We start from the raw sequence: 22,437 nt of genomic DNA on the forward strand, positions 1-22,437 counted from the left end.
ACAGGCAAGGCTTGGCGGGCGAGTTGCGGCTGCGATGCTGACTGCCTTCTCCCTCGCGCTGGGCCAGCTTGGCGACCGCAGGATTTTGGCGGTTCTGGCCAAGAGCCTGGCGCTGACCGTGGCGGTATTTGCGGTGTTGGGTGGGGGACTGGTCTACGCAGCTTCCGCCTACGCAAGGGTGGAGGGTGTCGCCCTGGCGCTCGCCGGGATCTTGGCGTTGTTCGCGACATGGTTCCTGTTCCGTATCGTCGCGCTGGCGGTTCTCCAGCTGTTCGGTGACGAGGTGGTCCAGGCGGTCGAAGCCCGGCACTATCCCTCTGCCGCCGCTTCCGCCCGCGCGTTGGGCTGGCGCGAGGAGGTGCGGGTTGGCCTGCGTAGCCTTGGCCGGACGCTGGGCTATAATCTGGTGGCGCTGCCGGTGGCGCTGCTTCTGCTGGTGACCGGGGTCGGCACCGCGCTTGTGTTTGTAGGGGTCAACGCGGTGCTGCTCGGACGCGAGCTGACCGAGATGGTGGCGCTGCGCCATCGCGACGACGCGGGCAACGCGCCCCTGCCGGGATTTGCGAAGCGGACGCTGCTCGGCGGGGTGGTGGTCGCGCTCCTGATCGTGCCGTTCGTCAACCTCGTCGCCCCGGTGCTCGGCGCGGCGGCTGCGACGCATATCGTCCATCGGCGACGCAAGTCATGATTCGCGTCTCGGCCGCGTTGCTGGCGGTGACGCTGGCCGGGTGCGCGACCACGCCTCCCGTGGCCAAACCAGCCTCGACCGGCATTTCCCGGCCCGCGGCTACCAGGGCGGTCCCGACCCGCGTGCGCCCCTCGCGCAAGCCGCCGGTCAACGCGACCCCGCAGTTCGTTCCCGGCGTCGAAGGCGTGATCGGCAACGACGCCGCGGGACTTATCCGCCAGTTCGGCAAGCCGCGCCTCGACGTGATCGAGGGCGACGCGCGCAAGTTGCAGTTTTCCGGAACGGCCTGCGTGCTCGACGCCTATCTCTATCCGCCGGTCGAAGGCAGGGAGCCGCTTGCGACCTACATCGACGCGCGGCGGGCGAGCGACGGCCAGGATGTCGATCGCGCGGCGTGCATCGCCGCGCTGCGCGCTCCTAGACCGTAAAGCTCTCGCCGCAGCCGCAGGCGCCTTTGGCATTGGGGTTGGCGAACACGAACCCGGCGGCGAAATCGTCTTCCTGCCAGTCCATCGTGCTGCCGATCAGATAGAGCACGCTGGCGGCGTCGATGAAGAACAGGCCGCCGGGGGTCTCGATCTTCTCGTCGAACGCGGCAGCCTCGGTCACATAGTCGACTGAATAGGCGAGGCCCGAGCAGCCCCGACGCGGGGTCGAAAGCTTGACCCCGATCGCGCCTTCGGGCGCCTTGGCCATCAGCTCGGCCACGCGCGCCTCGGCGGCGGGAGTGAGGGCCACCGCGGCTGGGCGGGGCCGAATGGTCCCAATGTTCGCACTCATCATAGCATCCCCAGTTCGAGTCTGGCCTCGTCGCTCATCTTGGCCGGGTCCCAGGCGGGTTCCCACACCAGGTTGACCTCGGCGTCACGCACGCCAGGGACCGCGCCAACGCGCAGTTCGACCTCACCGGGCATCGATTCGGCGACGGGACAGTGCGGCGTGGTCAGCGTCATTGCCACCGTGACGTCGCCCTCGGGGCTGACCTCGACGCCGTAGATCAGCCCGAGTTCGTAGATGTTGACCGGGATTTCGGGATCGTAGATTTCCTTGAGCGCGTCGATCACGCCGTCGTAGATCGCTCCGCCGGGTTGGTCGGCGGAAACTGCGGGAGGTTTGGCCGAGAGGAACCCGTCGAGGTAGTCGCGCTTGCGGCTGAGCTTCTCGGCTGGCGTCTCGTCGACATCCACGCGCGCCCGCGGCGGCGGGGCGATGCCTTCGACTTCCTCAACTTCGAAACCGCTCATCCGAAAATCCTCATCGTCCGTTCGATCCCGCGGACAAGCGCCGCGACATCGCTTTCATCCGAATACAGCCCGAAACTCGCCCGCGCGGTGGCGGGAACGCCGAGATGCTCCATCAGGGGCTGCGCGCAATGGTGCCCGGCGCGGATCGCGACGTTCTCTTCGTCCAATATGGTGCCCAGGTCGTGCGGATGCACCCCTGCAGCGTGAAACTGACGATGCCGGCGGCGTCCTCGGGCCCGAACAGCGTTGCCGAGTTGATCGAGCGCAGTGCTTCACGGGTCTGGCGGACCAGCGCCGTCTCATGCGCGTGGATCGCTTCGAGGCCAACGCTGCTCACATAGTCGATCGCCGCGGCCAGTCCGATCGCCTCGACGATCGCCGGGGTGCCCGCCTCGAACCGCGCGGGCGGCGGGAGGAAGCTGGTGCGCTCGAACGTCACCCGCTCGATCATCGCCCCGCCGCCCTGCCACGGCGGCATCGCCTCGAGCAGGTCCGCACGCCCCCACAACGCGCCGATCCCGGTCGGGCCGTAGAGCTTGTGGCTTGAGAAAACGTAGAAGTCGCAACCCAGCGCGGCGACGTCGACCGGCATCCGCGGGACCGCCTGGCAGCCGTCCAGCAGCAGCTTCGCGCCCACCGAATGCGCCAGGGCGGCGGCACGCTTGGCGTCGAGCACGCTCCCCAGCACGTTGGAAACGTGCGCGAACGCGACCATTGTGTGCTCAGGGGTAAGCATCGCCTCGGCGGCGTCGAGGTCGATCCGGCCGTCGTGGGTCAGCGGACAGACATCGATCTGCCAACCCGCGAGTTGCCATGGCACGATGTTCGAATGGTGCTCTAGCGTGGAGAGCAGAACCCGGCCTTTGTTGGGATATCGGTAGGCGACCAGGTTGATCGCCTCGGTCGCGCCGCGGGTGAAGACGATCTCGTCCTCGCGCCCGCCGATGAACGACGCGACCCCCCGCCGGGCGGATTCGTAGCCCAGCGTCATCTCGGCCGAGCGGGTGTAGACCCCGCGATGGACGGTGGCGTAGTCCGCCCCGATCGCGCCGGTGGTCGCGTCGATGACGGCCTGGGGTTTCTGCGCGGTGGCGGCGGAATCGAGGTAGTGCCAGCGCGAGCCGTCGAGGTTGGCGAGGCCGGGGAAATCCCGCGCCAAATTCCCAACCCCGGTCCTGAGCGGAACTTTGGTGAGTGTATTCACACCAGCACCTCCAGCCGCGCCAGCGCCGCGGAGGTCAGCGCTTCCTCGTCCGCCGCGCCGACGAACGCCTCGGCGATGAACGCCTGGAGCATCAGCCGCTTGGCCTCGCCGGGCGGAATCCCGCGGCTGGCCATGTAGAACAGCGCCTGCGCATCCAGTTCGCCGATCGCGCACCCGTGCGCGCACTTAACGTCGTCGGCGTAGATTTCGAGCTCGGGCTTGGCGTTCGCGGTCGCGGTGCGGTCGAGCAGCATCGCGCGCACCGATTGCGCCGCGTCGGTTCCGTCCGCCCCACGCGCCACCGCGACTTTGCCGAGATAGGTGCCGGTGGCGTGGCCGGCGAGGACTGACCGGATCGTCTGGCGGCTGGTCGCGTTAGGCGCGGCGTGGGTCACGGTGGTGACGATCTCCAACGTTTCGCTCGCGCCGCCCAACTGCGCGGCGCCGAGCATGAAGTCCGCGCCTTCGCCCAGCGACACCGAGAGCGCGATGCGGCCATAGGCGACCCGTGCGTTGAGGATGCGCAGATCGAACCGCGCGCCCGCTTCCAGCACAATCGAAAGCGACCGCACCGGCGCCTCGGCGCTGGCGACAATCGTCAGTGCGCCCGTCTCCCCCGCCGCGACCGCAATCGTCTCGACCGCGACCGGCCACAACGGCGCGAGTGCCTCCAGGTCCGCGTAGCGGAAATCTTCATCGCGGCGGGAGGGCAGCGCGAGGACGGTCATGCCGCGACCGCCTCGTATCCCTCGGCCTCGAGCCGGTGCGCCAGTTCGGGCCCGCCGGTCTTCACGATCCGCCCGTCCGACAGGATATGGACGAAATCGGGGCGGACGTAGTCGAGCAGACGCTGGTAGTGGGTGATCAGGAGGACCGCCTTTTCGGGCCGGCGCATGATCGCGTTGATCCCGTCGCCGACCACGCGCAGCGCATCGATGTCGAGGCCCGAATCGGTCTCATCGAGGATTGCCAGCGCCGGATCGAGGATGCCCATCTGGACCATCTCGGCGCGCTTCTTCTCGCCGCCCGAAAAGCCGACGTTCACCGGGCGCTTGAGCATGTCCATGTCGAGCTTCAGGAGCGCCGCTTTTTCGCGCGCCAGCTTGAGGAATTCGGCGCCGGACAGCGGGGGTTCGCCGCGCGCCTTGCGCTGGGAATTGAGGCTTTCGCGCAGAAACTGGACGAACGACACGCCGGGGATTTCGACCGGGTACTGGAACCCCAGGAACAACCCCGCGGCGGCGCGCTCGTGGGGGGCGAGGGCCAGAAGGTCTTGCCCTTCAAGCGTGACCGAACCCGAAGTCACCTCATACCCCGGCCGGCCGCCGAGCACATACGACAGCGTCGATTTCCCCGCCCCGTTCGGCCCCATGATCGCATGAATCTCGCCCGCCCCGATGGCGAGCGAAAGCCCCTTGAGGATCGGCTTGCCACCGACGTCGGCGTGGAGGTTATCGATTTGGAGCATTAGTTTTCTTTTTTTCTATGACGAATTCATGGGATTGCTCGATCACGGGGGCGCCATTCACCAGCAGTTGCTTGACGCCTTTGGCAATCGCCACACCGGTTCCACCATCTATGATGCCGCCGCAGTCAATGGCGTTGGCGCGCTTTACGGCACCGCAATCGCCATTCTGGTGGCCGTCGCAACGATCATGGCCCATCACCCCACGCTCCCCTCAAGGCTGATCCCGAGGAGCTTCTGCGCCTCGACCGCGAACTCCATCGGCAGCTGCTGGAGCACCTCCTTGGCGAAGCCGTTTACGATCAGCGCGACCGCCTCTTCCTGCCCCAGCCCGCGCTGCATGGCGTAGAACAACTGGTCGTCGGAAATCTTGCTGGTGGTCGCCTCGTGCTCGATCTGCGCCGAGGGGTTCCTTACCTCGATGTATGGCACAGTATGCGCCCCGCAGTCGCTCCCCAGCAGCAGCGAATCGCATTGGGTGAAGTTGCGCACGCCTTCCGCGCCGGGCGCCACGCGCACCAGTCCGCGATAGGTGTTGTTCGACTTGCCCGCGCTGATGCCCTTGCTGACGATCGTGCTGCGGCTGCGCTTGCCGTTGTGGATCATCTTGGTGCCGGTGTCGGCCTGCTGGTGGTTGTTGGTCACCGCAACCGAGTAGAACTCGCCCACGCTGTCTTCGCCGTTGAGCACGCAGCTCGGGTACTTCCAGGTGATCGCGCTGCCGGTCTCGACCTGGGTCCACCTCACCTTGCTGCGCTTGCCCTGGCACAGCGCGCGCTTAGTGACGAAGTTGTAGATCCCGCCCAGACCTTCGGCGTTGCCGGGGTACCAGTTCTGCACGGTCGAATACTTGATCTCGGCATCATCGAGCGCGACCAGTTCGACCACCGCGGCGTGAAGCTGGTTCTCGTCGCGCATCGGCGCGGTGCAGCCTTCGAGGTAGCTCACGTAGCTTCCTTTGTCGGCGACGATCAGCGTGCGCTCGAACTGCCCGGTGTTCTCGGCGTTGATCCGGAAGTAGGTGGAAAGCTCCATCGGGCAGCGCACACCCTCGGGGATGTAGACGAAGGTGCCGTCGGAAAAGACCGCGCTGTTCAACGCGGCGAAGTAGTTGTCGTGAACCGGGACGACCTTGGCCAGCCACTTGCGGACCATCTCGGGGTATTCGCGGATGGCCTCGCTGATCGAGAGGAAGATCACCCCGGCACGCTTCAATTCCTCGCGAAAGGTGGTGGCGACGCTGACGCTGTCGAACACCGCATCGACCGCGACCTTGCGCGCCCCCTCGACTCCGGCGAGAACCTTCTGCTCCTCGAGCGGAATGCCCAGCTTCTCGTAAACCCGCAGGATCTCGGGATCGACCTCGTCGAGGCTGCCCAGCTTGGGTTTGGCCTTGGGCGCGGCGTAGTAATAGGCGTCCTGGTAGTCGATCGGCGGGACATTGAGCTTGGCCCAGTCGGGCGCGGTCATCGTCAGCCAGTGGCGATAGGCCTTGAGCCGCCATTCAAGCATCCATTCGGGCTCGGCCTTCTTGGCCGAGATGAACCGGACGGTGTCTTCGGACAGGCCTTTCGGTGCGAAATCGGTGGCGATGTCGGCCGACCAGCCGTGCTCGTAGTCGGCGACGCGATCGGCGGCATCGCGCGCGGCCTGGTCCTTGAGGATGACGGTGTCGGTCATGCCGCATTCCCCAGAAAAATGGGTTCACACGAAGACACGAAGGCACGAAGAGGTCGTTCCTGGCCGTAGGCCATTTTATCCAGCCCGACCTCAGCGCCAGGGCTTGCCATCGGTCTGGCAATGCGGCTTCGCCGCGAGCGCCACATCTTCGTGCCTTCGTGCCTTTGTGTGAAAACCATCATGGTGCCAATTCTGCCAACCGGGTGAGCGGCACGTCCGCCAGCGCCCCGCGCATCGCGGCGTTGACCGCACTCCAGTGCGGCTGGACCGAGCAAGTTCCTTCGAGCGTGCAATCGTGCTTGCCCGCTTCGACGCAGGCGGTCAGCGCGATCGGGCCTTCGACCGCCTCGACGATGTCGGCCAGGCTGATCGCCGCGGCCGGCCGGGCGAGCTTGAGGCCCCCGCCGGCGCCGCGGCTGGCGCGCAAAAGGCCGGCGGCGGAGAGCTTGCTGACCAGCTTCTGCACCGTCGCCGCAGGCAGCCCGGTTTCCTCCGCGAGTTGCGCTGCGCTAACCTTCACTCCGCCGCAATGCCGTGCGGCGGCGGACATAGTGACCACGGCATAATCGGCTAGGTTTGAAAGGCGCATCGTTAATCAGACCGAATCGTTCCGATTACCATCTAGGGACGCGGCGTCACGCGCGCAAGTCGTCGGGGATCGGCGCCAGCCGCGAGCTTTTCTCGCGAAAATTGCGCAAGTCCATGATCGCGGAGAGGAACGGGGTGTCGGGATCGGCGATCCGCGCGGGAGTCCGGCCCGCGAACAGCCGCATCTCGCGGATCATATGCGGCTGGTCATAGAAATGATCCTGCACCGCCGCGATCTCGTCGGTGGTCAGATCCGGACGCGAAAGCAACACCGCGGCGCGCAGCGCCCGATACTTGCGCGCCAGGGCAGTGGGCGGAAGTCCGAAATAGCGGTCGGTCAGGCGCTGGACCTGACGTGCGCTCCAACCGCCGCGGGCCTGGAGATCGGCCACGGCCGGGGCGATCGAGCCCGCGAGCCATTCCCCCGCGATCTTGACGAAACGCGCGTGACTCGGCTTGATCGCACGCACCGAGGCGAGGATCGCGGCGGAAAAGCGCTCGACCATGGCTTCGGACGAAAGCCGCTCGAACTCCTCAGCGATGCCCTTGGCGGCTTCGGCCAGCGCCGGACCCAGCACTTGCCCGCCATCGTAAATCCGATTGCCGTGCTTCGTCGCGCAAAGCCCGGTCAGTGCCGCCCATCCGAGCGGGGTCAGCGCCGCGCCGAACAGGTGCCACGGTCCGTCCACCTCGAAAGTCGCGGCGGCGGACGTGGGCGATTGCAAAGTGAAGCGGTGGCTCGGCTCGCTGCGTCCGTCGAGGAAGCGCATTTTCCCTGATCCGCGCGCCATCGCCGCCATCATTCCCAGCGACGAGGGCTGGACGTCGCGAATCCTCCGCTCGTCGCAGCGCATCCGGAAGAAGGTGGTCACATAAGGCGTGACGAAGGCGGGTGGCGGGAACAGTTCGAGCCGAAGCAGTCCCTGCTGGGTCAGCCGGGCATCGCGCGACCTTTCGGGCTGCGCCATTCGCGCCATCGAAACTCGCGCCATGGTCTTTTCGCGCACCCTTGTCCCGAACCGGCAGGTCCAGACATCCGTCTAAGCGGAGGTGGCAAGGCGCGCAACCCGGCCCGCGACGGGTCAAGTACCCGACAAAGAAGGGCAGCCCGGCCACGAATGGCTGGACTGCCCTTTTAAAGTGGAGAACTCGCCGCATTTCTGCACCGAGCCCTTCGGGTCGCAGGCGTGGCTTAGGCCACCGGTGGATTTGCGAATTGTATGGATTCGACAAATTGCCGGCCTCACGAAATATTTTGTTGCGTATCCTTATGTTACAGATGTGTGACGCGGCTTGCGTTGAACCACGCCCGGACCACTGCCATAGGCGTGCGGGATGCTGTTTGCGTTGCTCCGCCCTGCGCTGTTCGCGCTCGACGCCGAAACCGCGCACGGTCTGAGCATCGCCGCGCTAAAGACGGCGCCGTTGCCGGCTCAGCCGATCGACCCGGCTTTGCGCACCACCGTCGCGGGAATCGCGTTCCCCGGTCCGCTCGGCGCCGCGCCCGGTTACGACAAGAATGGCGAGGTGCCTGGCGCGCTGCTGCGCCTGGGCTTCGGGTTCGCCGAAGTCGGCACGGTCACCCCGCTGGCCCAGCCCGGCAATCCGCGCCCGCGGCTGTTCCGCTTGGCCAAAGATCGCGCTGTGATCAATCGGATGGGTTTCAACAACGCCGGAGCCGAGGCGATGCTGGCGCGGCTGAAGGCCCGCGCAGGGCAGGCGGGCGTGATCGGGGTCAACATCGGCGCAAACAAGGATTCGCCCGATCGCATCGCCGATTATGCGCAACTGGCGCGGCTCATGGCGCCGGTCGCGAGCTATCTGACGGTAAATATCAGTTCGCCCAACACCCCCGGCCTGCGCGCGTTGCAGGACGAAGGTGCGTTGGGGGCGCTACTCGATGCGGTGATGGCGGCGCGCGGGGACGAAGGTCCACCTGTCTTTCTCAAGCTTGCCCCCGATCTCGAACCTACGGACATCGACGCGATCTGCCGGATCGCGCTCGAGCGGCGGCTCGGCGCGTTGATCGTCTCGAACACCACCATTTCGCGTCCGGCCTTGCGCTCGCGCCATGCCGCGGAGGCGGGCGGGCTGTCGGGCGAGCCCTTGCGTGACCTCGCCCACCAACGCCTGCGCGATTTCCGCGACGCCAGCGGCGGGGCGATTCCCTTGATAGGGGTCGGCGGGATCGCGACCGCCGATGACGCCTGGGCGCGGATTCGCGCGGGAGCAAGCCTCGTCCAGCTGTACTCGGCGATGGTCTTCGCAGGTCCGGGCATCGCCCGGCAGATCAACGCCGGGCTGGTGCGCCGGATGCGCCGCGACGGATTTTCCTCGATTGCCGAGGCGGTCGGCAGCGCATAGCGTCGGCGGCGATGTCGCACCGTCTCTTGATTCCGTTCGCCGCGCTCGCGCTGTCTGCTTGCGCCACCCTTCCCGCCACGACCACCGCGCCCCCGCGCATCGGCCAGCTCGATAGCGCCACCGCCGGGGCGCAAGGCATCGTCAGCGCCGCCGATCCGCGCGCGTCGCAAGCCGGGGCGGAGATGCTTCGCGCCGGGGGCACCGCCACCGACGCCGCGATCGCAACGATGCTCGCGTTGACCGTGGTCGAGCCGCAGAGCTCGGGTATCGGGGGCGGCGGGTTCCTCGTCCGGGGCGACCCGAACGGCGCGGTGACTACGTACGACGGACGCGAGAATGCGCCCGCCGCGGCGAACCCCGAGTGGTTCTTCAAGGACGGCAAGCCGATGTCGATCCGTGAGGCGATCCCCGGTGGGCGCAGCGTCGGCGTGCCCGGCTCGATCCGGATGGCCGCGCTCGCCCATCGGCAGCATGGTAAGCTGCCCTGGAAGCGCCTGTTCGGACCCGCGATCCGCCTCGCCCGTGACGGGTTCGCGGTGACCCCGCGGTTGCACGAAGTACTGGCCGAATATCCCGTCACCGGGGCGTACGACGCCGAGGGCCGCGACTTGTTCTACAACCAGGACGGAACCGCAGCCGCGACCGGCCGGATCATCCGCAACCCCGCGCTTGCCGACTTCCTGACCGAGCTGTCCGAAAAGGGTCCCGGCGCGTTCTACACCGGGCAAAATCCCACCGCGGCGACGGTCCGGATCAACCAGGCGCCGACCAACCCCGCACCAACCACGCCCAGCGATTTTGCTGCCTACCAGGCGAAGGAACGTCAGCCCCTGTGCGGTGCATACCGTGGCTATCGCATCTGCGGGATGGGCCCGCCATCATCGGGCGCGACGACGGTGTACGCCACGCTCAAGCAACTCGAACGGTTCGATCTCGGCGCGCTGGGCAAGGATTCGCCGGTCGCCTGGCACCTGATCGCCGAATCCGAACGCCTCGCCTACGCCGATCGCGGGCGCTACCTCGGCGACGGAGATTTCGTGGCCGTCCCCGCGGCGGGTCTGATGGACCCCGCCTATCTGGCGAGCCGTTCGGCGTTGATCGATCCGGCGCGCACGCTCGGCGTCATCTCCCCCGGCACCCCGCCGGGCGCGCAGGCGCTGAGCTGGGCCGATCCGGCGACGCAACCCGAAAATGGCACCTCGCACTTCGTCGCGGTCGACAAGGCGGGCAGCGCGGTCAGCTACACCTCCACGATCGAATCGATCTTTGGTTCGGGGCTGGTGGTCAACGGCTACTACCTCAACAACGAGCTGACCGATTTCAACCTCGCCCCTAGCGACGCCAACGGACGCCCGACCGCAAACCGGGTCGAAGCCGGCAAACGCCCGCGCAGCTCGATGGCCCCGACGCTTGTCTATGGTCCTGACGGCGCCCTGCGCCTCGCGATCGGCGCGGCCGGGGGCGCAACGATCCCGGCTCAAGTGCTCAAGGCGATCATCGGCGTGATCGACTGGAAGCTCTCGGCGCAGGACGCCATCGCGCTCCCGGTGATCTTCGCGCCCGAGGGCGATACGGTGTTCGTCGAGAAGGGCAGCGCGCTCGAGGCGATGATCCCGGCGCTCGTCGCGCTCGGCCATAAGTCCGTGATTGCGCGTGAGCCCAGCTTCAAGGCCAACGCGATCGAACGCGTCGGCAATCGCTGGATCGGGGCGGCCGATCCGCGCAGCGAGGGCGCAGCAGTCGCCGAGTAGTTGCCGTCATGCCGCAGACTGATAAAGCCACCTGACAAGGCCCACTCATGTCGAGCAAAGTCGAGACATGCCGCGCCAGGCTCGGCCATTGCGCGACATCCTTCGACACACTCGGGATGAGCGGAGGTGGGGGAGCAATGAGTTGAAGCTGGCCGATTTCGATACCTACAACAGCCTGGTTGCGATGTTTCTCGACCGCGCCGCTACCCGCGGCGATCAGCCGTTCCTGTCGGTCAAGCGCGCTGGGCAGTGGCAGGCAATCTCTTGGGCTCAGGCGGCGGAGCGGGTTTGCCTGCTCGCCGAAGGACTGCTCGGCCTGGGGCTCAAACCCGGCGACCGGGTGATGCTGGTGTCCGAGAACCGCCCCGAATGGTGCATCGCCGATCTGGGGATCATGGCCGCGGGGCTGGTGACCGTGCCGACCTACACCACCAACACCGAACGCGATCACCTCCATATCCTCGAGAATTCGGGCGCCAAGGCGGTGATCGTCTCGACCGCCAAGCTCGCCAAGCCACTGCTCCCCGCGGTATTCCGCGCCGAATGCGAGCATGTCATCGGCATCGAGCCGCTGCGCACCGCGCAGGCCGGCATGGTGTCGTTCCACGATTGGGACGCCCTGCTGGGCGGCAATGCCGCGGCCGCGCGCGCGACCGTCGATGCGCATCAGGCCACCGTTGAGCGGGGCGACCTCGCCTGCCTGATCTACACCAGCGGCACCGGCGGGGCGCCGCGCGGGGTGATGCTCCACCACGGTTCGATCATCACCAATGTCGCGGGCGCGGCGCGGATCATTTCCGAAGACTTCGGCTGGGGCGACGAACGCTTCCTCTCGTTCCTTCCGCTCAGCCATGCCTACGAGCATTCGGGCGGGCAATTCCTGCCGATCGGGCTGGGCGCGGAAATCTGGTACGCCGAAAGCCTAGAGAAGCTCGCCTCCAACATCGAGGAATCCCGCCCGACGATAATGGTGGTGGTCCCCCGCTTGTTCGAGGTGTTGCGCACCCGGATCATGCGTCAGGTCGAAAAGCAGGGGAAGGTCGCCAACTACCTGATGGGCCGGGCGATGAGCATCGGTGAGGGGCGGCTGGCGGGTAAGGACCGATTGCGCGACAGGCCAATGAATCTGATCCTCGACCGCACCCTGCGCCCCAAGATCCGCGCCCGCTTCGGCGGGCGGATGAAGGCGATGGTCTCCGGCGGGGCGCCGCTCAACCCCGAAGTCGGCGCGTTTTTCGATACGATGGGGATCACCCTGTTGCAGGGCTATGGCCAGACCGAGGCCGGACCGATCATCAGTTGCAACCGCCCCGCCGCGGGCATCCGGATGGATACTGTCGGCCCGCCCATGCACGGGGTCGAGGTGCGAATCGCCGAGGACGGTGAAATCCTCGTCCGCGGCGAACTGGTGATGCATGGCTACTGGCAAAATCCAGCGGAGACGGCGCGCGCGCTGGTCGATGGTTGGCTCCACACCGGCGACATCGGGCATCTCGACGATAGGGGCCGAATTGTCATCACCGACCGCAAGAAGGACATGATCGTCAACGACAAGGGTGACAACGTCGCCCCCCAGAAGGTCGAGGGGATGTTGACGCTGCAACCCGAGATCATGCAGGCGATGGTTGTCGGCGACCGCCGGCCCTATCTCGTCGGGCTGGTGGTGCCGGATGCGGAATGGGCCGCGGAATGGGCGGTGGCCAACGGCGAGAAGTTCGACATCAAGGCGCTGAGCGACCTCCCCGCCTTCCGCAACGCCGTCAAGGCCGCTGTCGACCGGGTCAACAAAGACCTCTCAGTAACCGAAAAGGTCCGCCAGATCGCCTTCGCCGACGAACCGTTCGGGATCGAGAACGAGGAGATGACCCCCAGCATGAAGATCCGGCGGCACAAGATCCGGGAACGCTATGGGGCGCGGCTGGACGGGTTGTACAAGGGGTGAGAGTCTAGCGAGCAGACGTGCTCCCTCCATCCGCGCGAACTTGCGAACGAATGTTTGCGTCCCACCGAAATTGCGGGTCTGGCGTCGAGAGCGCGTCACCGCAACGCCGTCAGCCCGCTCAGGCCGCCTCCTTCTCCACCCATTCCGGGTAGAACGTCGGCGCCCTGGCGCTCCAGCCCGGCGCGGTGGCTGCAGCCTCGCTGATCGACTGCAACAGCCCCCGCCTCCGTTCCGGACGAATCTGGGGCAGCGCGGCGGCGGCGCAGAACGCTGACGGCAGCCACGGCCGCACTTCCGCGCCGAGCAGGCGCTCGTAGAGGAAACGATAGGCGGAAAAGCCGGATAGCCGTTCCTGCGCCAGGTCGAATGCGGTCAGGCGAATCAGGGTGCCCATGAACTGCTCGATCCCGTCGAACCCGCCGTGATCTATGGCGCCGGCGGCCATCTCGCCGCGCAGGGCCTTGAGTTCCTGGTAGAGCAGGTACTGGCTGCGGATTGCCGAGGTCTCGTCGGGGGTACGCGCCCACAACTTGAAGGCGTCCTGGCGACCGAGCCCGATGTCGAGACTGCGCTTGATGTAGCGCTGCTCGGCGTTCGAGAAGCCGGCGAATTCGCGCAGTTCGGCGATCGTCAGCGATGCAGTGTCGGTAGTGGCCATGTGCCCCGTTGCTCCGGTCGGGATCCACCCCCCGTGGGTCCGTCACCGGCACAGTTCACCGCAATATGGTTAGCATCCGGTTAAGTGAACGGCAGGAGCGTTCAACGCCGGTCGGCCTTGCTGGCCGCACGGACTTGGGCGAACTCGCTACCCGCCTTCCATTCGGGCCAATGTCTGGAATTCGCGAGGTGATCGCCGATAGTTTGCATCAGCGCGACATCCTGTACCGCGCCCGTCAGGTTCCATTCGAGTGACCAGACGTCGCAGGTCTGGTGATAGCATTGGCCGGTATAGGCATCGACCCACGCCTGCCCCGCCGCTTTGCCGCCCTCGACCAGGTCGCTGGCTCCGGCGATCCCCATCATCAGCAACGGCGGCACCCCGCGCTTGGCCAGGCTGAAGTGATCGGCGCGGTAGTACAGACCGCGCTCGGGCAGGCTCTCGACGCTCACCGCGCGACCTTGCGCAGCGGCGACCCGGGCGAGATCGTCCTCGAGCGTCGTCTTGCCTTGGCCGACCAGGATCACGTCCTTGGCGGGACCCGCGGTCTGCAAGATGTCGAGCGTGAGGCTGGCGACGGTCTTGGCGAGCGGATAGACTGGGGCAGTCGCGTAGGCCTCCGACCCGAGCAGGCCCCGCTCCTCGGCTGTCCAGATGCCGAACACGACGCTGCGCTCGGGCAGCGGCGCGGCCTTGAAAGCGCGGGCGATCTCGAGCAGTCCGGCGACACCCAGCGCGTCGTCGTTCGCGCCGGGGCGGAACACGCGGCCCAGCGCGTCAGGCGCGCCGCGGCCATAGGCGTCCCAGTGCGCCCCGTACATCACCACCTCGTCGGGGTAAGCCGCACCGGGAATGCGGGCGAGGACGTTGTGGCTCTGGACCACGCCGTGGGTGCTGGGCACCGCGGCGTCGAGCGTGGCGCTGAGCGGCACAGGGCGGAACTTCGCCGTCCTTGCGGCGACTCGCAGCTTCGCCAGGTCCTGCCCGGCGGCGGCGAACAGCGCTGTGGCCGCCTCGCCCGAGATCCAGCCTTGCAGGGCCAGACTTGTGAGCTTGCCAGGCTCGCGGACCAGATCGTAGTTTTCGCCGCGCGGAGCGGTAACCACGCTCCAGCCGTAGCCGGCGGCCTCGGTCTCGTGGACGATAAGCGCGGCGACCGCTCCACGGCGGGCGGCTTCCTCGAACTTGTAGGTCCAGCGGCCGTAGTAGGTCATCGTCCGCCCGCCGAATTTACCCGCGACGGGATCGGTCTTGGCGGCGGCGAAATCGGGGTCGTTGACCAAGAACACAGCGACCTTGCCCTTGAGGTCGGCGCCTTTGAAGTCGTCCCACTTGCGCTCTGGCGCGGTCACACCATAACCGACGAACACCAGCGGAGCCTTTTCCACGCGCGCGACATCGACCGGTTGAAGTGTCGAGACGTAGACGTCGGTGCCCGGCTTCCACGAGATCGTTTGGCCGCTTGTCGCGACATCGAATTTTCTAGCCTCGCCCAGCTGGGTGTGGAGCAGCGGCACGGTCTGGGTCCAGGCCCCGGCGGGTCCGCCAGGTTCGAGTCCCAGCGCCTGGAATCGTCCGATCAGATAGCCGATCGTCCGGTCCTCCCCCACGGTGCCGGGCGCGCGGCCTTCGAACGTGTCGGAGGCTAGAACCTTTACCGTCTCGGCGAGGCGTTCGGCGGAAATATCCTGTGCCGCCAGCGGCGTGGCGGCGAGGAGGGCCGCGAGGCAGAGTGCGATGCGAATGTTCATGGCAATGACCCGTTGGTGCTGAGCTTGTCGACGCACCGTCCTGTTCTTCGTGCCTCGCGCACTGCTGCCCGAAGAACAAAGGGGTTCTTCGACAAGCTCTGGACGAACCGCGCTGGGTGAAGCGGGGCGAAAATTACGGATCGCCGAACTCGGCCTTGCGCTTTTCCAATCCGGCCAGCACCGCCTCGCGCTGGTTCTTGCTGCCCATCAAGCGCTGCTGCTCGTGGCTTTCGGCCATCAGCAACTGGTCGTTGGTCGCGTCCCACCACTTGTTGGAGATGGTCTTGGCGGCGCGCACCGCGTGCGGGCTCTTGCTCGCGATATCTTGCGCCAGGGCCATGGCGCGGGCCAGCGGATTGGCGTCGGCGTGGGTGGCAAAGCCATAGGCTACCGCCTCCTCGCCGGTAAATTCGCGGTGAGTGTAGGTCAGCTCGCGCAGCACGTCGTCGCGCACGTTGCCTCGCCACAGCACGTAGCCGGCCATGTCGGGGACGAGGCCCCACTTGACCTCCATCACCGCCAGCCGCGCATCGGGCGCGACGATCTTGATGTCGGCGCCGCTGGCGATCTGCAGGCCACCGCCGAAGCACACTCCGTGAATTGCCGCGATCACCGGAATCGGCAGCTTGCGCCAGACCATCGCCGCTTGCTGCGGGGCGTTGGCATTGCCGTGGGTGCGCTCGGTCAGCGGAACCTCGCGGTGGCGATCGGTTTGGCCCATGCTGGTAAGATCCAGCCCGGCGCAGAACGAACGGCCTGCGCCCGATAGCACCACGCAGCGTGCCGCAGGTTCCTCGAACAGGTGGCTGCCAGCTTCCAGGATCGCGGCGAACATCTCGGGATCGAGCGCGTTCATCTTGTCGGCGCGGACCAATTGAACGTGAGCCACCCCGTTCTCCAGGGTCAATTCGATGCGATTGCGGAAATTCATTCGGCGGGCTCCTTGATCAGCGCCATCCCTCGCCCGAAACCGCCGCATCGTCCAGCGGGTTTCGCCGGTCGAACCGCGTGCCGCCGTGTTGCCACTGATTCGCAAGCCGACAGAAATCGGCCTTCACGCGTATCAGCTTATGCAGCCGAGGCGTTGACCCCCATCGTCTGAAGATAGCGGCGGATGTTGCGCGCGGCCTGGCGCAGCCGCTGCTCGTTCTCGACCAGGGCGATGCGGACGAAGCCTTCGCCTTCCTCGCCGTAACCCACGCCTGGGGCCACGGCGACATCGGCGTGAACCAGCAACTGCTTGGAGAACTCAAGGCTGCCCATGTCCTTGAGCGCGGGCGGCAACGGCGCCCAGGCGAACATCGACGCCTTGGGCGGGGGAATGTCCCACCCGGCGCGGCCGAAGCTTTCGACCAGGACGTCGCGGCGCTTGGCGTAGAGTTCGCGGTTCTTGACGACGATGTCCTGCGGGCCGTTGAGCGCGGCGCAGGCGGCCGCCTGGATCGGCGTGAATGCACCGTAATCGAGGTAGCTCTTGACCCGGGTCATCGCCGAAATCAGCCGCTGGTTGCCCACCGCAAACCCGATCCGCCAGCCGGCCATCGAGAACGTCTTGCTCAGCGAGGTGAACTCGACCGCGACGTCCTTCGCCCCTGGCACCTGCAGGATCGAGACCGTTGGGTTGCCGTCATAGTAAAGCTCTGAATAGGCGAGGTCGGAGATCACCCAGACCTTGTTCTCCTTGGCCCACGCCACCAGCCGCTCGTAGAACGCAAGGTCGACCGTCTCGGCGGTGGGGTTGCTGGGATAGTTCACCACCACGATCGAAGGACGCGGCACGGTGAACGCCATCGCCCGATCGAGTGCGCGCCAGTAATCCTCGTTCGGAGTGGTCGGGACGCTGCGAATCGTGGCCCCGGCGATAATGAAGCCGAAGGTGTGGATCGGGTAGCTCGGGTTGGGGGCGAGCACGACGTCGCCCGGTGCGGTGATCGCGGTGGCGAGGCTGGCAAGGCCCTCCTTGGAACCCATGGTCACCACCACCTCACGCTCGGGATCGAGATCGACCCCGAAGCGGCGGCCATAATAGTTCGCTTGTGCCTTGCGCAGTCCGGGGATGCCCTTGGACTGCGAATAGCCGTGCGCGCCGGGCTTGCTCGCCACCTCGCACAGCTTGTCGATCACATGCTGCGCTGGGGGCAGGTCCGGATTACCCATCCCCAGGTCGATAATGTCGCGCCCCGCCTGGCGTGCCGCGTGACGCATCGCGTTGACTTCGGCGATCACGTAGGGCGGCAGGCGCTTGATGCGGTAGAATTCGTCTTCCATCGGGGCGGTTCGTTTCGTCCTTGGGCCGCGACGCGCACCATGCCGCGCCGCACCATGACTCTACGCGAATCCGCTGTTCCCGCAAACCACAACTCCGCAAGCCGCCGGTCGGTGGCGATTTTCGGACAGCGAAGGACTGCACCAAACCTCTGTCATGCGCTATGCGGATCGCGTCCGCCAAGGAATCCAAGCCATGACCGATACGCTCCACGACGATCCGCCGACCATCTTCGAAAAGCTGCGCGACATGCAGGGCGACGCGCTCCAACAGATGTTCGGCCAGTATCTGCCGGGCGCGCCCGAGGCCCTGCCGCAGCCCGCGGACGTCCAGCAGTGGGCGCTGGTCGCAGGCAAGCTTCAGAAGATGTGGCTCGATTTTTCGGCCGAGCAGGCAAGCAAGGGCCAGCCCGCGCTCGCCCAGATGTTCGATCCGGTGAAGTGGGCGGCGCAGGTCCAGGGCTGGTGGCGGCAATTGCCGCTGGGCGATCCGGCGGTGCAGAAGCAGATGTGGGAAGACGGTCTGGCGCTGTGGCAGACCGTGCTCGGCCAGTTCGGGATCGGGCCTTCGGCGGCCACCGGCGAGACCGCTGCCAAACTGCCGCGCAGCGACCGCCGTTTCGCGGACCCGAAGTGGCGCGAACAACCGGTGTTCGCGCTCATCCACCAGACCTACCTGATGCTTGCCGACCAACTCGTCACGCTGGCGCAAAAGACGCCGGGCCTCGACGAGCAGGGGCGCGCCCAGCTTGCGTTCAACACCAGGACGATGGTCGATGCGCTGAGCCCCGCGCATTTCCCGCTGACCAACCCGGTGGTACTCGAACGCACCCTGGCGACCAAGGGCGACAATCTGGTCAAGGGCATGGAGCACCTGCTGGCGGACCTCAGGAAGGGCCAGCTGACCCATACCGATCCCGATGCGTTCGAGGTCGGTCGCAACATCGCGGTGACGCCGGGCAAGGTTATCTTCGAAACCCCGCTGTATCAGCTGATCCAGTACACCCCGACCACGCCCGACGTGCTCGCCGTGCCGCTTGTGATCTTCCCGCCGTGGATCAACCGCTTCTACATCCTCGATCTCAACGAGAAGAAAAGCTTCATCCGTTGGGCGGTGGCGCAGGGGATCAGCGTGTTTGTTGTCTCGTGGAAGAGCGCCGATGCCAGCATCGCCGATGTCATGTGGGACGACTACGTACTCGGCGAGATCGAGGCGATCGACGTGATCCGCGCGCGGCTGGGCGTGGAGAGCGTCCACACCATCGGCTATTGCGTGGCCGGAACGACACTCGCCGCGGCGCTCGCGCTGCTTGCCCGCCGGGGCGAGGCGAGCAAGGTCAAGAGTGCGACGTTCTTCACCGCACAAGTCGATTTCGAGCTGTCGGGCGATCTGCGCCTGCTGATCGACGACAAGCACCTCGCGCTGATCGACAGCATGGTCACCGACGGCACTTTCGACGGGCGCTATATGGCCGCGACCTTCAACATGCTGCGCGGGCCGGACCTGATCTGGAACTACGTGATCAACAACTACCTTTTGGGCGACGACTACCCCGCGTTCGACTTGCTCCACTGGAACGGCGACGTCACCAACCTGCCGGCCAAGTGGCACAAGTCGTATCTGAAAGACCTCTACCGCGACAACAAGCTGGTCCAGCCCGACGCGCTCAGCATCGACGGAACCCCGCTCGACCTCGCGCTGATCGAGACCCCGATCTATATCCAGGCGGGCAAGGAGGATCACATCGCGCCCGCCGAAAGCGTGTGGCGGATGCTCCGCCATGTGAAGGGTCCGGCCAAGTTCGTGCTGGCGGGCAGCGGCCACATCGCCGGGGTGGTCAACCCGCCGGACGCGGGCAAGTACCAGTACTGGACAAATCCCGGGAAGCCCGGCTCGCTCACCGAATTCGTCGCGGGCGCCACCGAGACCAAGGGTAGCTGGTGGCCAGACTGGGTCGAGTGGCTCAAGATCCAGGACGCCGCTACCGTTCCGGCAAAGGGCAAGCGCGTGCCCGGCGGCAAGGGTGATCCGGTGATCGAGGACGCGCCGGGACGGTACGTGAAGTCTCGGTAAACCGGGCGGGTCGGCAGTCGCGCCCCGCCCCGCCGCCATGTCCGCCCGCCTCGTCGCACTGACGCGTCCGGTTCATCTGGCGCTCATGTTCGCGCCCCCCTCGCTTTGGGCGCACAACACGGGTCCGGGGTCTCCATTTGTCCTTCTTCGATTTTTCGCCGTTCCGCCCGGTCGATCTGGCGATCGACCTCGGCACGGCCAACACCGTCGTCTACGTCAAAGGCGAGGGGGTGGTGCTGGCCGAACCCTCGGTGGTCGCGCTCGAGACGATCGACGGGATCACCCGGGTGCGCGCGGTCGGCGATGACGCCAAACTGATGCTGGGGCGCACGCCCGACAATGTCCGCACCGTCCGCCCGCTACGCAACGGGGTGGTCGCCGATATCGAAGTGGCCGAGCAGATGCTCCGCCACTTCGTCGAAAAGGTCCAGGGCGCGCGCCGCTGGGGCCGGGCCGGGCCCGAGATGGTGATCTGCGTGCCCTCGGGATCGACGATGGTCGAGCGCCGCGCGATCCGCGATGCCGTTACGCGCGCCGGCGCAAGGAAGGTGTGGCTGATCGACGAACCGATGGCCGCGGCGATCGGGGCCGACCTGCCCGTGAACGAACCGACTGGATCGATGGTCGTCGACATCGGCGGCGGCACCACCGAGGTCGGGGTGATCTCGATCCAGGGGCTGAGCATGGCGATGTCGGTGCGCGTCGGCGGCGACCAGATGGACGACGCCATCGCCGCCGCGGTCCGTCGGCAGCACAACCTGCTGATCGGCGAGGCCACCGCCGAGCGGGTCAAGAAGGCGGTGGGCGCGGCGCGGCTGGCCAAGGGCGACGCCGAGGCTATGACCGTGATCAAGGGCCGCGACGTCGCCCGCGGGCGGCCGCGCGAGATCGAGGTGAGCCACGCCCTGCTGATCGAGGCCTTGGTCGAGCCGGTTGATCAGATCGTGCTGGCGGTGCGCCGCGCGCTCGAGCACACCCCGCCCGAAATCGCTGCCGACATCATCGAAGCCGGAATCGTGATGACCGGAGGAGGATCGCTGCTGCCGCGGATCGACGCGGTCCTGGCCGAAGAGACCGGGCTCCCGGTGCGGATCGCCGATGATCCGATGAACTGCGTCGCAGTGGGCGCGGGGCGGACGCTCGAAGGGCTAGCCTACCGCGGAGTGCTCCACCGGGTCTGACGCTCGCCCGAGCTATTTGCTGCACTGCAACAAAAAGTTCTTGACTTCGCAACTGCGGCGATTATTTGTGCACTGCAACATGAGCGGACCGATGGGTTCCGCGCTGCTGGAGTGAGATACGAAATGGCCGATGCCCCGATCACCGACGCTGCCGAAAAGGCCTATGCCGCGGCAAGCGAAAAGGCGGTCACCGCCCAGCCTGCCGTGACCAAGCCCGCGCCGGCCGAAGCCGCGCCCGCGCCAGTCAAGGCCGAAGCGCCGACCCCGGTTACGGCCAAGGCCGAAGCGCTCGCCGCCAAGCCCGCGCCCACCGTCAAGGCGACGCCGGCCGCCAAGCCCGCTCCGGCGAAGCTTGCGGTCAAGCGCGCCGCCAAGCCCGCCGTCGCCAAGAAGAAGCCGACGATCAAGGTGAAGGCGGCCGCCAAGGCCGCGCCGAAGCCTGTCGCCCTCAAAGCCAAGCCCGCCCGCAAGGCCGCGGCGATGGCAACCAAGACCGCAAAGCCCGTTTTCAAGCCCGCCACCAACCTTGTCACCAAACTGAAGGACACCACCATGGCCACCACCATCAAAAAGACCACCGAAGATTTCTCGTCCAAGATCCAGGACGCCGTGAAGGACGCCCAGGAGCGCGCCAAGACCGCGTTCGAAAAGAGCCAGGCCGCGCTGGGCGATGCCAACGAGTTCTCGAAGGGCAACCTCGAGGCGCTGGTCGAGACCGGCAAGGTTCTCGCCAACGGCATCCAGACGATGGGCAAGAGCTACGTCGCCGAGGTCAAGTCGACCTTCGAGGCGATGCAGGCCGACGCGAAGGAACTGACTTCGGTCAAGTCGCCCAAGGAGTTCGTCGAAATCCAGAGCAAGCTGCTGCGCAAGTACTTCGACAACGCCGTGGCGTTCAACTCGAAGAACGCCGAAGCCACGCTGAAGCTGGCCAACGAAGCGTTCCAGCCGATCTCCAGCCGCGTCAGCCTCGCGGTCGAAAAGGTCCGCAAGGCCGCCTAAGCATTTGCGGTCCGCGCAAACGCGCGGCCGCGAACGAAAAAGCCGCGGGCCGGGGGAAACCTCCGGCCCGCTCGCTTGTTGCACGTTCGATTAACCACCTGCCCTTGCCGCTCGGCCCTGACGATGCGATATTAAGGCGACGATGATTCCGTACGACGATCTTTGGCTCACCGTCCGCGCCGCGGACGACGATGATGGCCCCGGCGCCCCACGCGGCCCGGATGGCGACGATCAACTCGGCGTCGCGACCAAGACCCGGACCAAGCCGAAGAAGCCCAGCATGTTCAAAGTGCTGATGCTCAACGACGATTACACTCCGATGGAATTCGTGGTGATGTGCCTCAAGCGGTTCTTCGGGATGGATCTCGAAGCAGCGACGAGGGTCATGCTTCACGTCCACCAGAAGGGCGTCGGGGTCTGCGGGATTTTCCCCTACGAGATCGCCGAGACCAAGGTGAACCAGGTGATGGATTTCGCCAGACAGAACCAGCACCCGTTACAATGCACGCTGGAAAAGGCGTGAGCTGAGAGTCCATCACGAGCTCGCTTCGTGAACAATTGACCCGCCGCTCGACACCAA

General features: G+C 66.4%; 21 protein-coding genes and 1 pseudogene. 9 read left to right on the forward strand and 13 right to left on the reverse strand.

Annotated features, from left to right (window positions below; translation table 11 throughout):
• Positions 1–34: 34 nt before the first annotated feature.
• Both GKE62_RS12230 and GKE62_RS12235 read left to right on the forward strand, forming a co-directional pair.
• Positions 35–688, forward strand: a complete 654-nt coding sequence (locus GKE62_RS12230) for an EI24 domain-containing protein (protein ID WP_154692475.1) — start codon at positions 35–37, stop codon at positions 686–688.
• Entirely contained in the window at positions 685–1,116 is a 432-nt protein-coding gene (locus GKE62_RS12235; protein ID WP_154692476.1) for a hypothetical protein, read from the forward strand. Before GKE62_RS12230 ends, GKE62_RS12235 begins: the two co-directional genes overlap by 4 nt.
• Here the strand turns inward: GKE62_RS12235 and GKE62_RS12240 are convergent.
• From GKE62_RS12240 to GKE62_RS12280, 9 genes and pseudogenes are all read right to left on the reverse strand, one after another.
• Positions 1,106–1,468: an iron-sulfur cluster assembly accessory protein gene (locus GKE62_RS12240; RefSeq protein WP_154692477.1), complete on the reverse strand. Its 363-nt coding sequence runs from the start codon at positions 1,466–1,468 to the stop codon at positions 1,106–1,108. The genes GKE62_RS12235 and GKE62_RS12240 overlap by 11 nt on opposite strands.
• The gene (locus GKE62_RS12245; RefSeq protein WP_154692478.1) at positions 1,468–1,932 is read right to left on the reverse strand and encodes an SUF system Fe-S cluster assembly protein; all 465 of its coding nucleotides are present in this window, start codon (positions 1,930–1,932) and stop codon (positions 1,468–1,470) included. The genes GKE62_RS12240 and GKE62_RS12245 overlap by 1 nt, the downstream gene beginning before the upstream one ends.
• Positions 1,929–3,091, reverse strand: a pseudogene (locus GKE62_RS12250) (aminotransferase class V-fold PLP-dependent enzyme). The gene GKE62_RS12245 and the pseudogene GKE62_RS12250 overlap by 4 nt, the downstream one beginning before the upstream one ends.
• Before the next feature lie 41 nt (positions 3,092–3,132).
• Entirely contained in the window at positions 3,133–3,864 is a 732-nt protein-coding gene (locus GKE62_RS12255) for a SufD family Fe-S cluster assembly protein (protein ID WP_154692479.1), read from the reverse strand.
• Complete coding sequence (gene sufC, locus GKE62_RS12260) at positions 3,861–4,604, reverse strand: Fe-S cluster assembly ATPase SufC (RefSeq protein WP_154692480.1); 744 nt, start codon at positions 4,602–4,604, stop codon at positions 3,861–3,863. The genes GKE62_RS12255 and sufC overlap by 4 nt, the downstream gene beginning before the upstream one ends.
• Positions 4,588–4,803, reverse strand: a complete 216-nt coding sequence (locus tag GKE62_RS12265) for a hypothetical protein (protein WP_154692481.1) — start codon at positions 4,801–4,803, stop codon at positions 4,588–4,590. The genes sufC and GKE62_RS12265 overlap by 17 nt, the downstream gene beginning before the upstream one ends.
• Positions 4,800–6,281: a Fe-S cluster assembly protein SufB gene (gene sufB / locus GKE62_RS12270; protein ID WP_154692482.1), complete on the reverse strand. Its 1,482-nt coding sequence runs from the start codon at positions 6,279–6,281 to the stop codon at positions 4,800–4,802. The genes GKE62_RS12265 and sufB overlap by 4 nt, the downstream gene beginning before the upstream one ends.
• A gap of 178 nt (positions 6,282–6,459) precedes the next feature.
• Entirely contained in the window at positions 6,460–6,870 is a 411-nt protein-coding gene (locus GKE62_RS12275; RefSeq protein ID WP_154692483.1) for an SUF system Fe-S cluster assembly regulator, read from the reverse strand.
• Positions 6,871–6,916: 46 nt separating this feature from the next.
• On the reverse strand, positions 6,917–7,876 hold the full coding sequence (locus GKE62_RS12280) for a helix-turn-helix domain-containing protein (RefSeq protein ID WP_154692484.1): 960 nt from the start codon (positions 7,874–7,876) through the stop codon (positions 6,917–6,919).
• Between the two features lie 328 nt (positions 7,877–8,204).
• On the opposite strand from GKE62_RS12280, the gene GKE62_RS12285 reads away from it, so the two are divergent.
• The 3 genes from GKE62_RS12285 to GKE62_RS12295 all read left to right on the forward strand — a co-directional run bounded on the left by GKE62_RS12285 (position 8,205) and on the right by GKE62_RS12295 (position 12,926).
• Entirely contained in the window at positions 8,205–9,233 is a 1,029-nt protein-coding gene (locus GKE62_RS12285) for a quinone-dependent dihydroorotate dehydrogenase (protein WP_154692485.1), read from the forward strand.
• An 11-nt stretch (positions 9,234–9,244) separates the two neighbouring features.
• Positions 9,245–10,984: a gamma-glutamyltransferase gene (gene ggt, locus GKE62_RS12290; RefSeq protein WP_154692486.1), complete on the forward strand. Its 1,740-nt coding sequence runs from the start codon at positions 9,245–9,247 to the stop codon at positions 10,982–10,984.
• A 142-nt stretch (positions 10,985–11,126) separates the two neighbouring features.
• Positions 11,127–12,926: a long-chain fatty acid--CoA ligase gene (locus tag GKE62_RS12295; RefSeq protein WP_154692487.1), complete on the forward strand. Its 1,800-nt coding sequence runs from the start codon at positions 11,127–11,129 to the stop codon at positions 12,924–12,926.
• A 118-nt stretch (positions 12,927–13,044) separates the two neighbouring features.
• On the opposite strand, the gene GKE62_RS12300 is transcribed toward GKE62_RS12295, so the two are convergent.
• The 4 genes from GKE62_RS12300 to GKE62_RS12315 all read right to left on the reverse strand — a co-directional run bounded on the left by GKE62_RS12300 (position 13,045) and on the right by GKE62_RS12315 (position 17,603).
• A complete protein-coding gene (locus GKE62_RS12300; protein WP_154692488.1) occupies positions 13,045–13,584 on the reverse strand; it encodes a hypothetical protein in 540 nt (179 codons plus the stop codon).
• Between the two features lie 101 nt (positions 13,585–13,685).
• On the reverse strand, positions 13,686–15,335 hold the full coding sequence (locus GKE62_RS12305; protein ID WP_154692489.1) for a M20/M25/M40 family metallo-hydrolase: 1,650 nt from the start codon (positions 15,333–15,335) through the stop codon (positions 13,686–13,688).
• A 133-nt stretch (positions 15,336–15,468) separates the two neighbouring features.
• Positions 15,469–16,266: a crotonase/enoyl-CoA hydratase family protein gene (locus GKE62_RS12310; protein WP_154692490.1), complete on the reverse strand. Its 798-nt coding sequence runs from the start codon at positions 16,264–16,266 to the stop codon at positions 15,469–15,471.
• Between the two features lie 137 nt (positions 16,267–16,403).
• Positions 16,404–17,603 (reverse strand): LL-diaminopimelate aminotransferase, encoded by a 1,200-nt coding sequence (locus GKE62_RS12315; RefSeq protein ID WP_154692491.1) that lies wholly within the window; start codon positions 17,601–17,603, stop codon positions 16,404–16,406.
• Positions 17,604–17,796: 193 nt separating this feature from the next.
• Between GKE62_RS12315 and GKE62_RS12320 the strand changes: the two genes are divergently transcribed.
• From GKE62_RS12320 to clpS, 4 genes are all read left to right on the forward strand, one after another.
• Complete coding sequence (locus GKE62_RS12320; protein ID WP_154692492.1) at positions 17,797–19,674, forward strand: alpha/beta hydrolase; 1,878 nt, start codon at positions 17,797–17,799, stop codon at positions 19,672–19,674.
• 137 nt (positions 19,675–19,811) lie between these two features.
• Entirely contained in the window at positions 19,812–20,855 is a 1,044-nt protein-coding gene (locus GKE62_RS12325) for a rod shape-determining protein (RefSeq protein ID WP_230206676.1), read from the forward strand.
• Between the two features lie 123 nt (positions 20,856–20,978).
• On the forward strand, positions 20,979–21,857 hold the full coding sequence (locus GKE62_RS12330) for a phasin family protein (protein WP_154692493.1): 879 nt from the start codon (positions 20,979–20,981) through the stop codon (positions 21,855–21,857).
• Positions 21,858–21,999: 142 nt separating this feature from the next.
• Positions 22,000–22,380 carry an ATP-dependent Clp protease adapter ClpS gene (gene clpS / locus GKE62_RS12335; protein WP_154692494.1) on the forward strand — a complete coding sequence of 127 codons (381 nt, stop codon included), beginning with the start codon at positions 22,000–22,002 and terminating at the stop codon, positions 22,378–22,380.
• Positions 22,381–22,437 lie beyond the last annotated feature (57 nt).

Source organism: Novosphingobium sp. Gsoil 351, from assembly GCF_009707465.1.
GTDB lineage: Bacteria > Pseudomonadota > Alphaproteobacteria > Sphingomonadales > Sphingomonadaceae > Novosphingobium.

Coding starts and splice junctions, on each gene's coding strand:
- GKE62_RS12315 (WP_154692491.1), bottom strand. CDS start 17,603: ATGGAAGACGAATTCTACCGCATCAAGCGCCTGCCGCCCTACGTGATC.
- GKE62_RS12255 (WP_154692479.1), bottom strand. CDS start 3,864: ATGACCGTCCTCGCGCTGCCCTCCCGCCGCGATGAAGATTTCCGCTAC.
- ggt (WP_154692486.1), top strand. CDS start 9,245: ATGTCGCACCGTCTCTTGATTCCGTTCGCCGCGCTCGCGCTGTCTGCT.
- GKE62_RS12240 (WP_154692477.1), bottom strand. CDS start 1,468: ATGAGTGCGAACATTGGGACCATTCGGCCCCGCCCAGCCGCGGTGGCC.
- GKE62_RS12285 (WP_154692485.1), top strand. CDS start 8,205: ATGCTGTTTGCGTTGCTCCGCCCTGCGCTGTTCGCGCTCGACGCCGAA.
- GKE62_RS12275 (WP_154692483.1), bottom strand. CDS start 6,870: ATGCGCCTTTCAAACCTAGCCGATTATGCCGTGGTCACTATGTCCGCC.
- GKE62_RS12330 (WP_154692493.1), top strand. CDS start 20,979: ATGGCCGATGCCCCGATCACCGACGCTGCCGAAAAGGCCTATGCCGCG.
- sufC (WP_154692480.1), bottom strand. CDS start 4,604: ATGCTCCAAATCGATAACCTCCACGCCGACGTCGGTGGCAAGCCGATC.
- GKE62_RS12300 (WP_154692488.1), bottom strand. CDS start 13,584: ATGGCCACTACCGACACTGCATCGCTGACGATCGCCGAACTGCGCGAA.
- GKE62_RS12230 (WP_154692475.1), top strand. CDS start 35: ATGCTGACTGCCTTCTCCCTCGCGCTGGGCCAGCTTGGCGACCGCAGG.
- GKE62_RS12320 (WP_154692492.1), top strand. CDS start 17,797: ATGACCGATACGCTCCACGACGATCCGCCGACCATCTTCGAAAAGCTG.
- GKE62_RS12235 (WP_154692476.1), top strand. CDS start 685: ATGATTCGCGTCTCGGCCGCGTTGCTGGCGGTGACGCTGGCCGGGTGC.
- clpS (WP_154692494.1), top strand. CDS start 22,000: ATGATTCCGTACGACGATCTTTGGCTCACCGTCCGCGCCGCGGACGAC.
- GKE62_RS12305 (WP_154692489.1), bottom strand. CDS start 15,335: ATGAACATTCGCATCGCACTCTGCCTCGCGGCCCTCCTCGCCGCCACG.
- sufB (WP_154692482.1), bottom strand. CDS start 6,281: ATGACCGACACCGTCATCCTCAAGGACCAGGCCGCGCGCGATGCCGCC.
- GKE62_RS12245 (WP_154692478.1), bottom strand. CDS start 1,932: ATGAGCGGTTTCGAAGTTGAGGAAGTCGAAGGCATCGCCCCGCCGCCG.
- GKE62_RS12310 (WP_154692490.1), bottom strand. CDS start 16,266: ATGAATTTCCGCAATCGCATCGAATTGACCCTGGAGAACGGGGTGGCT.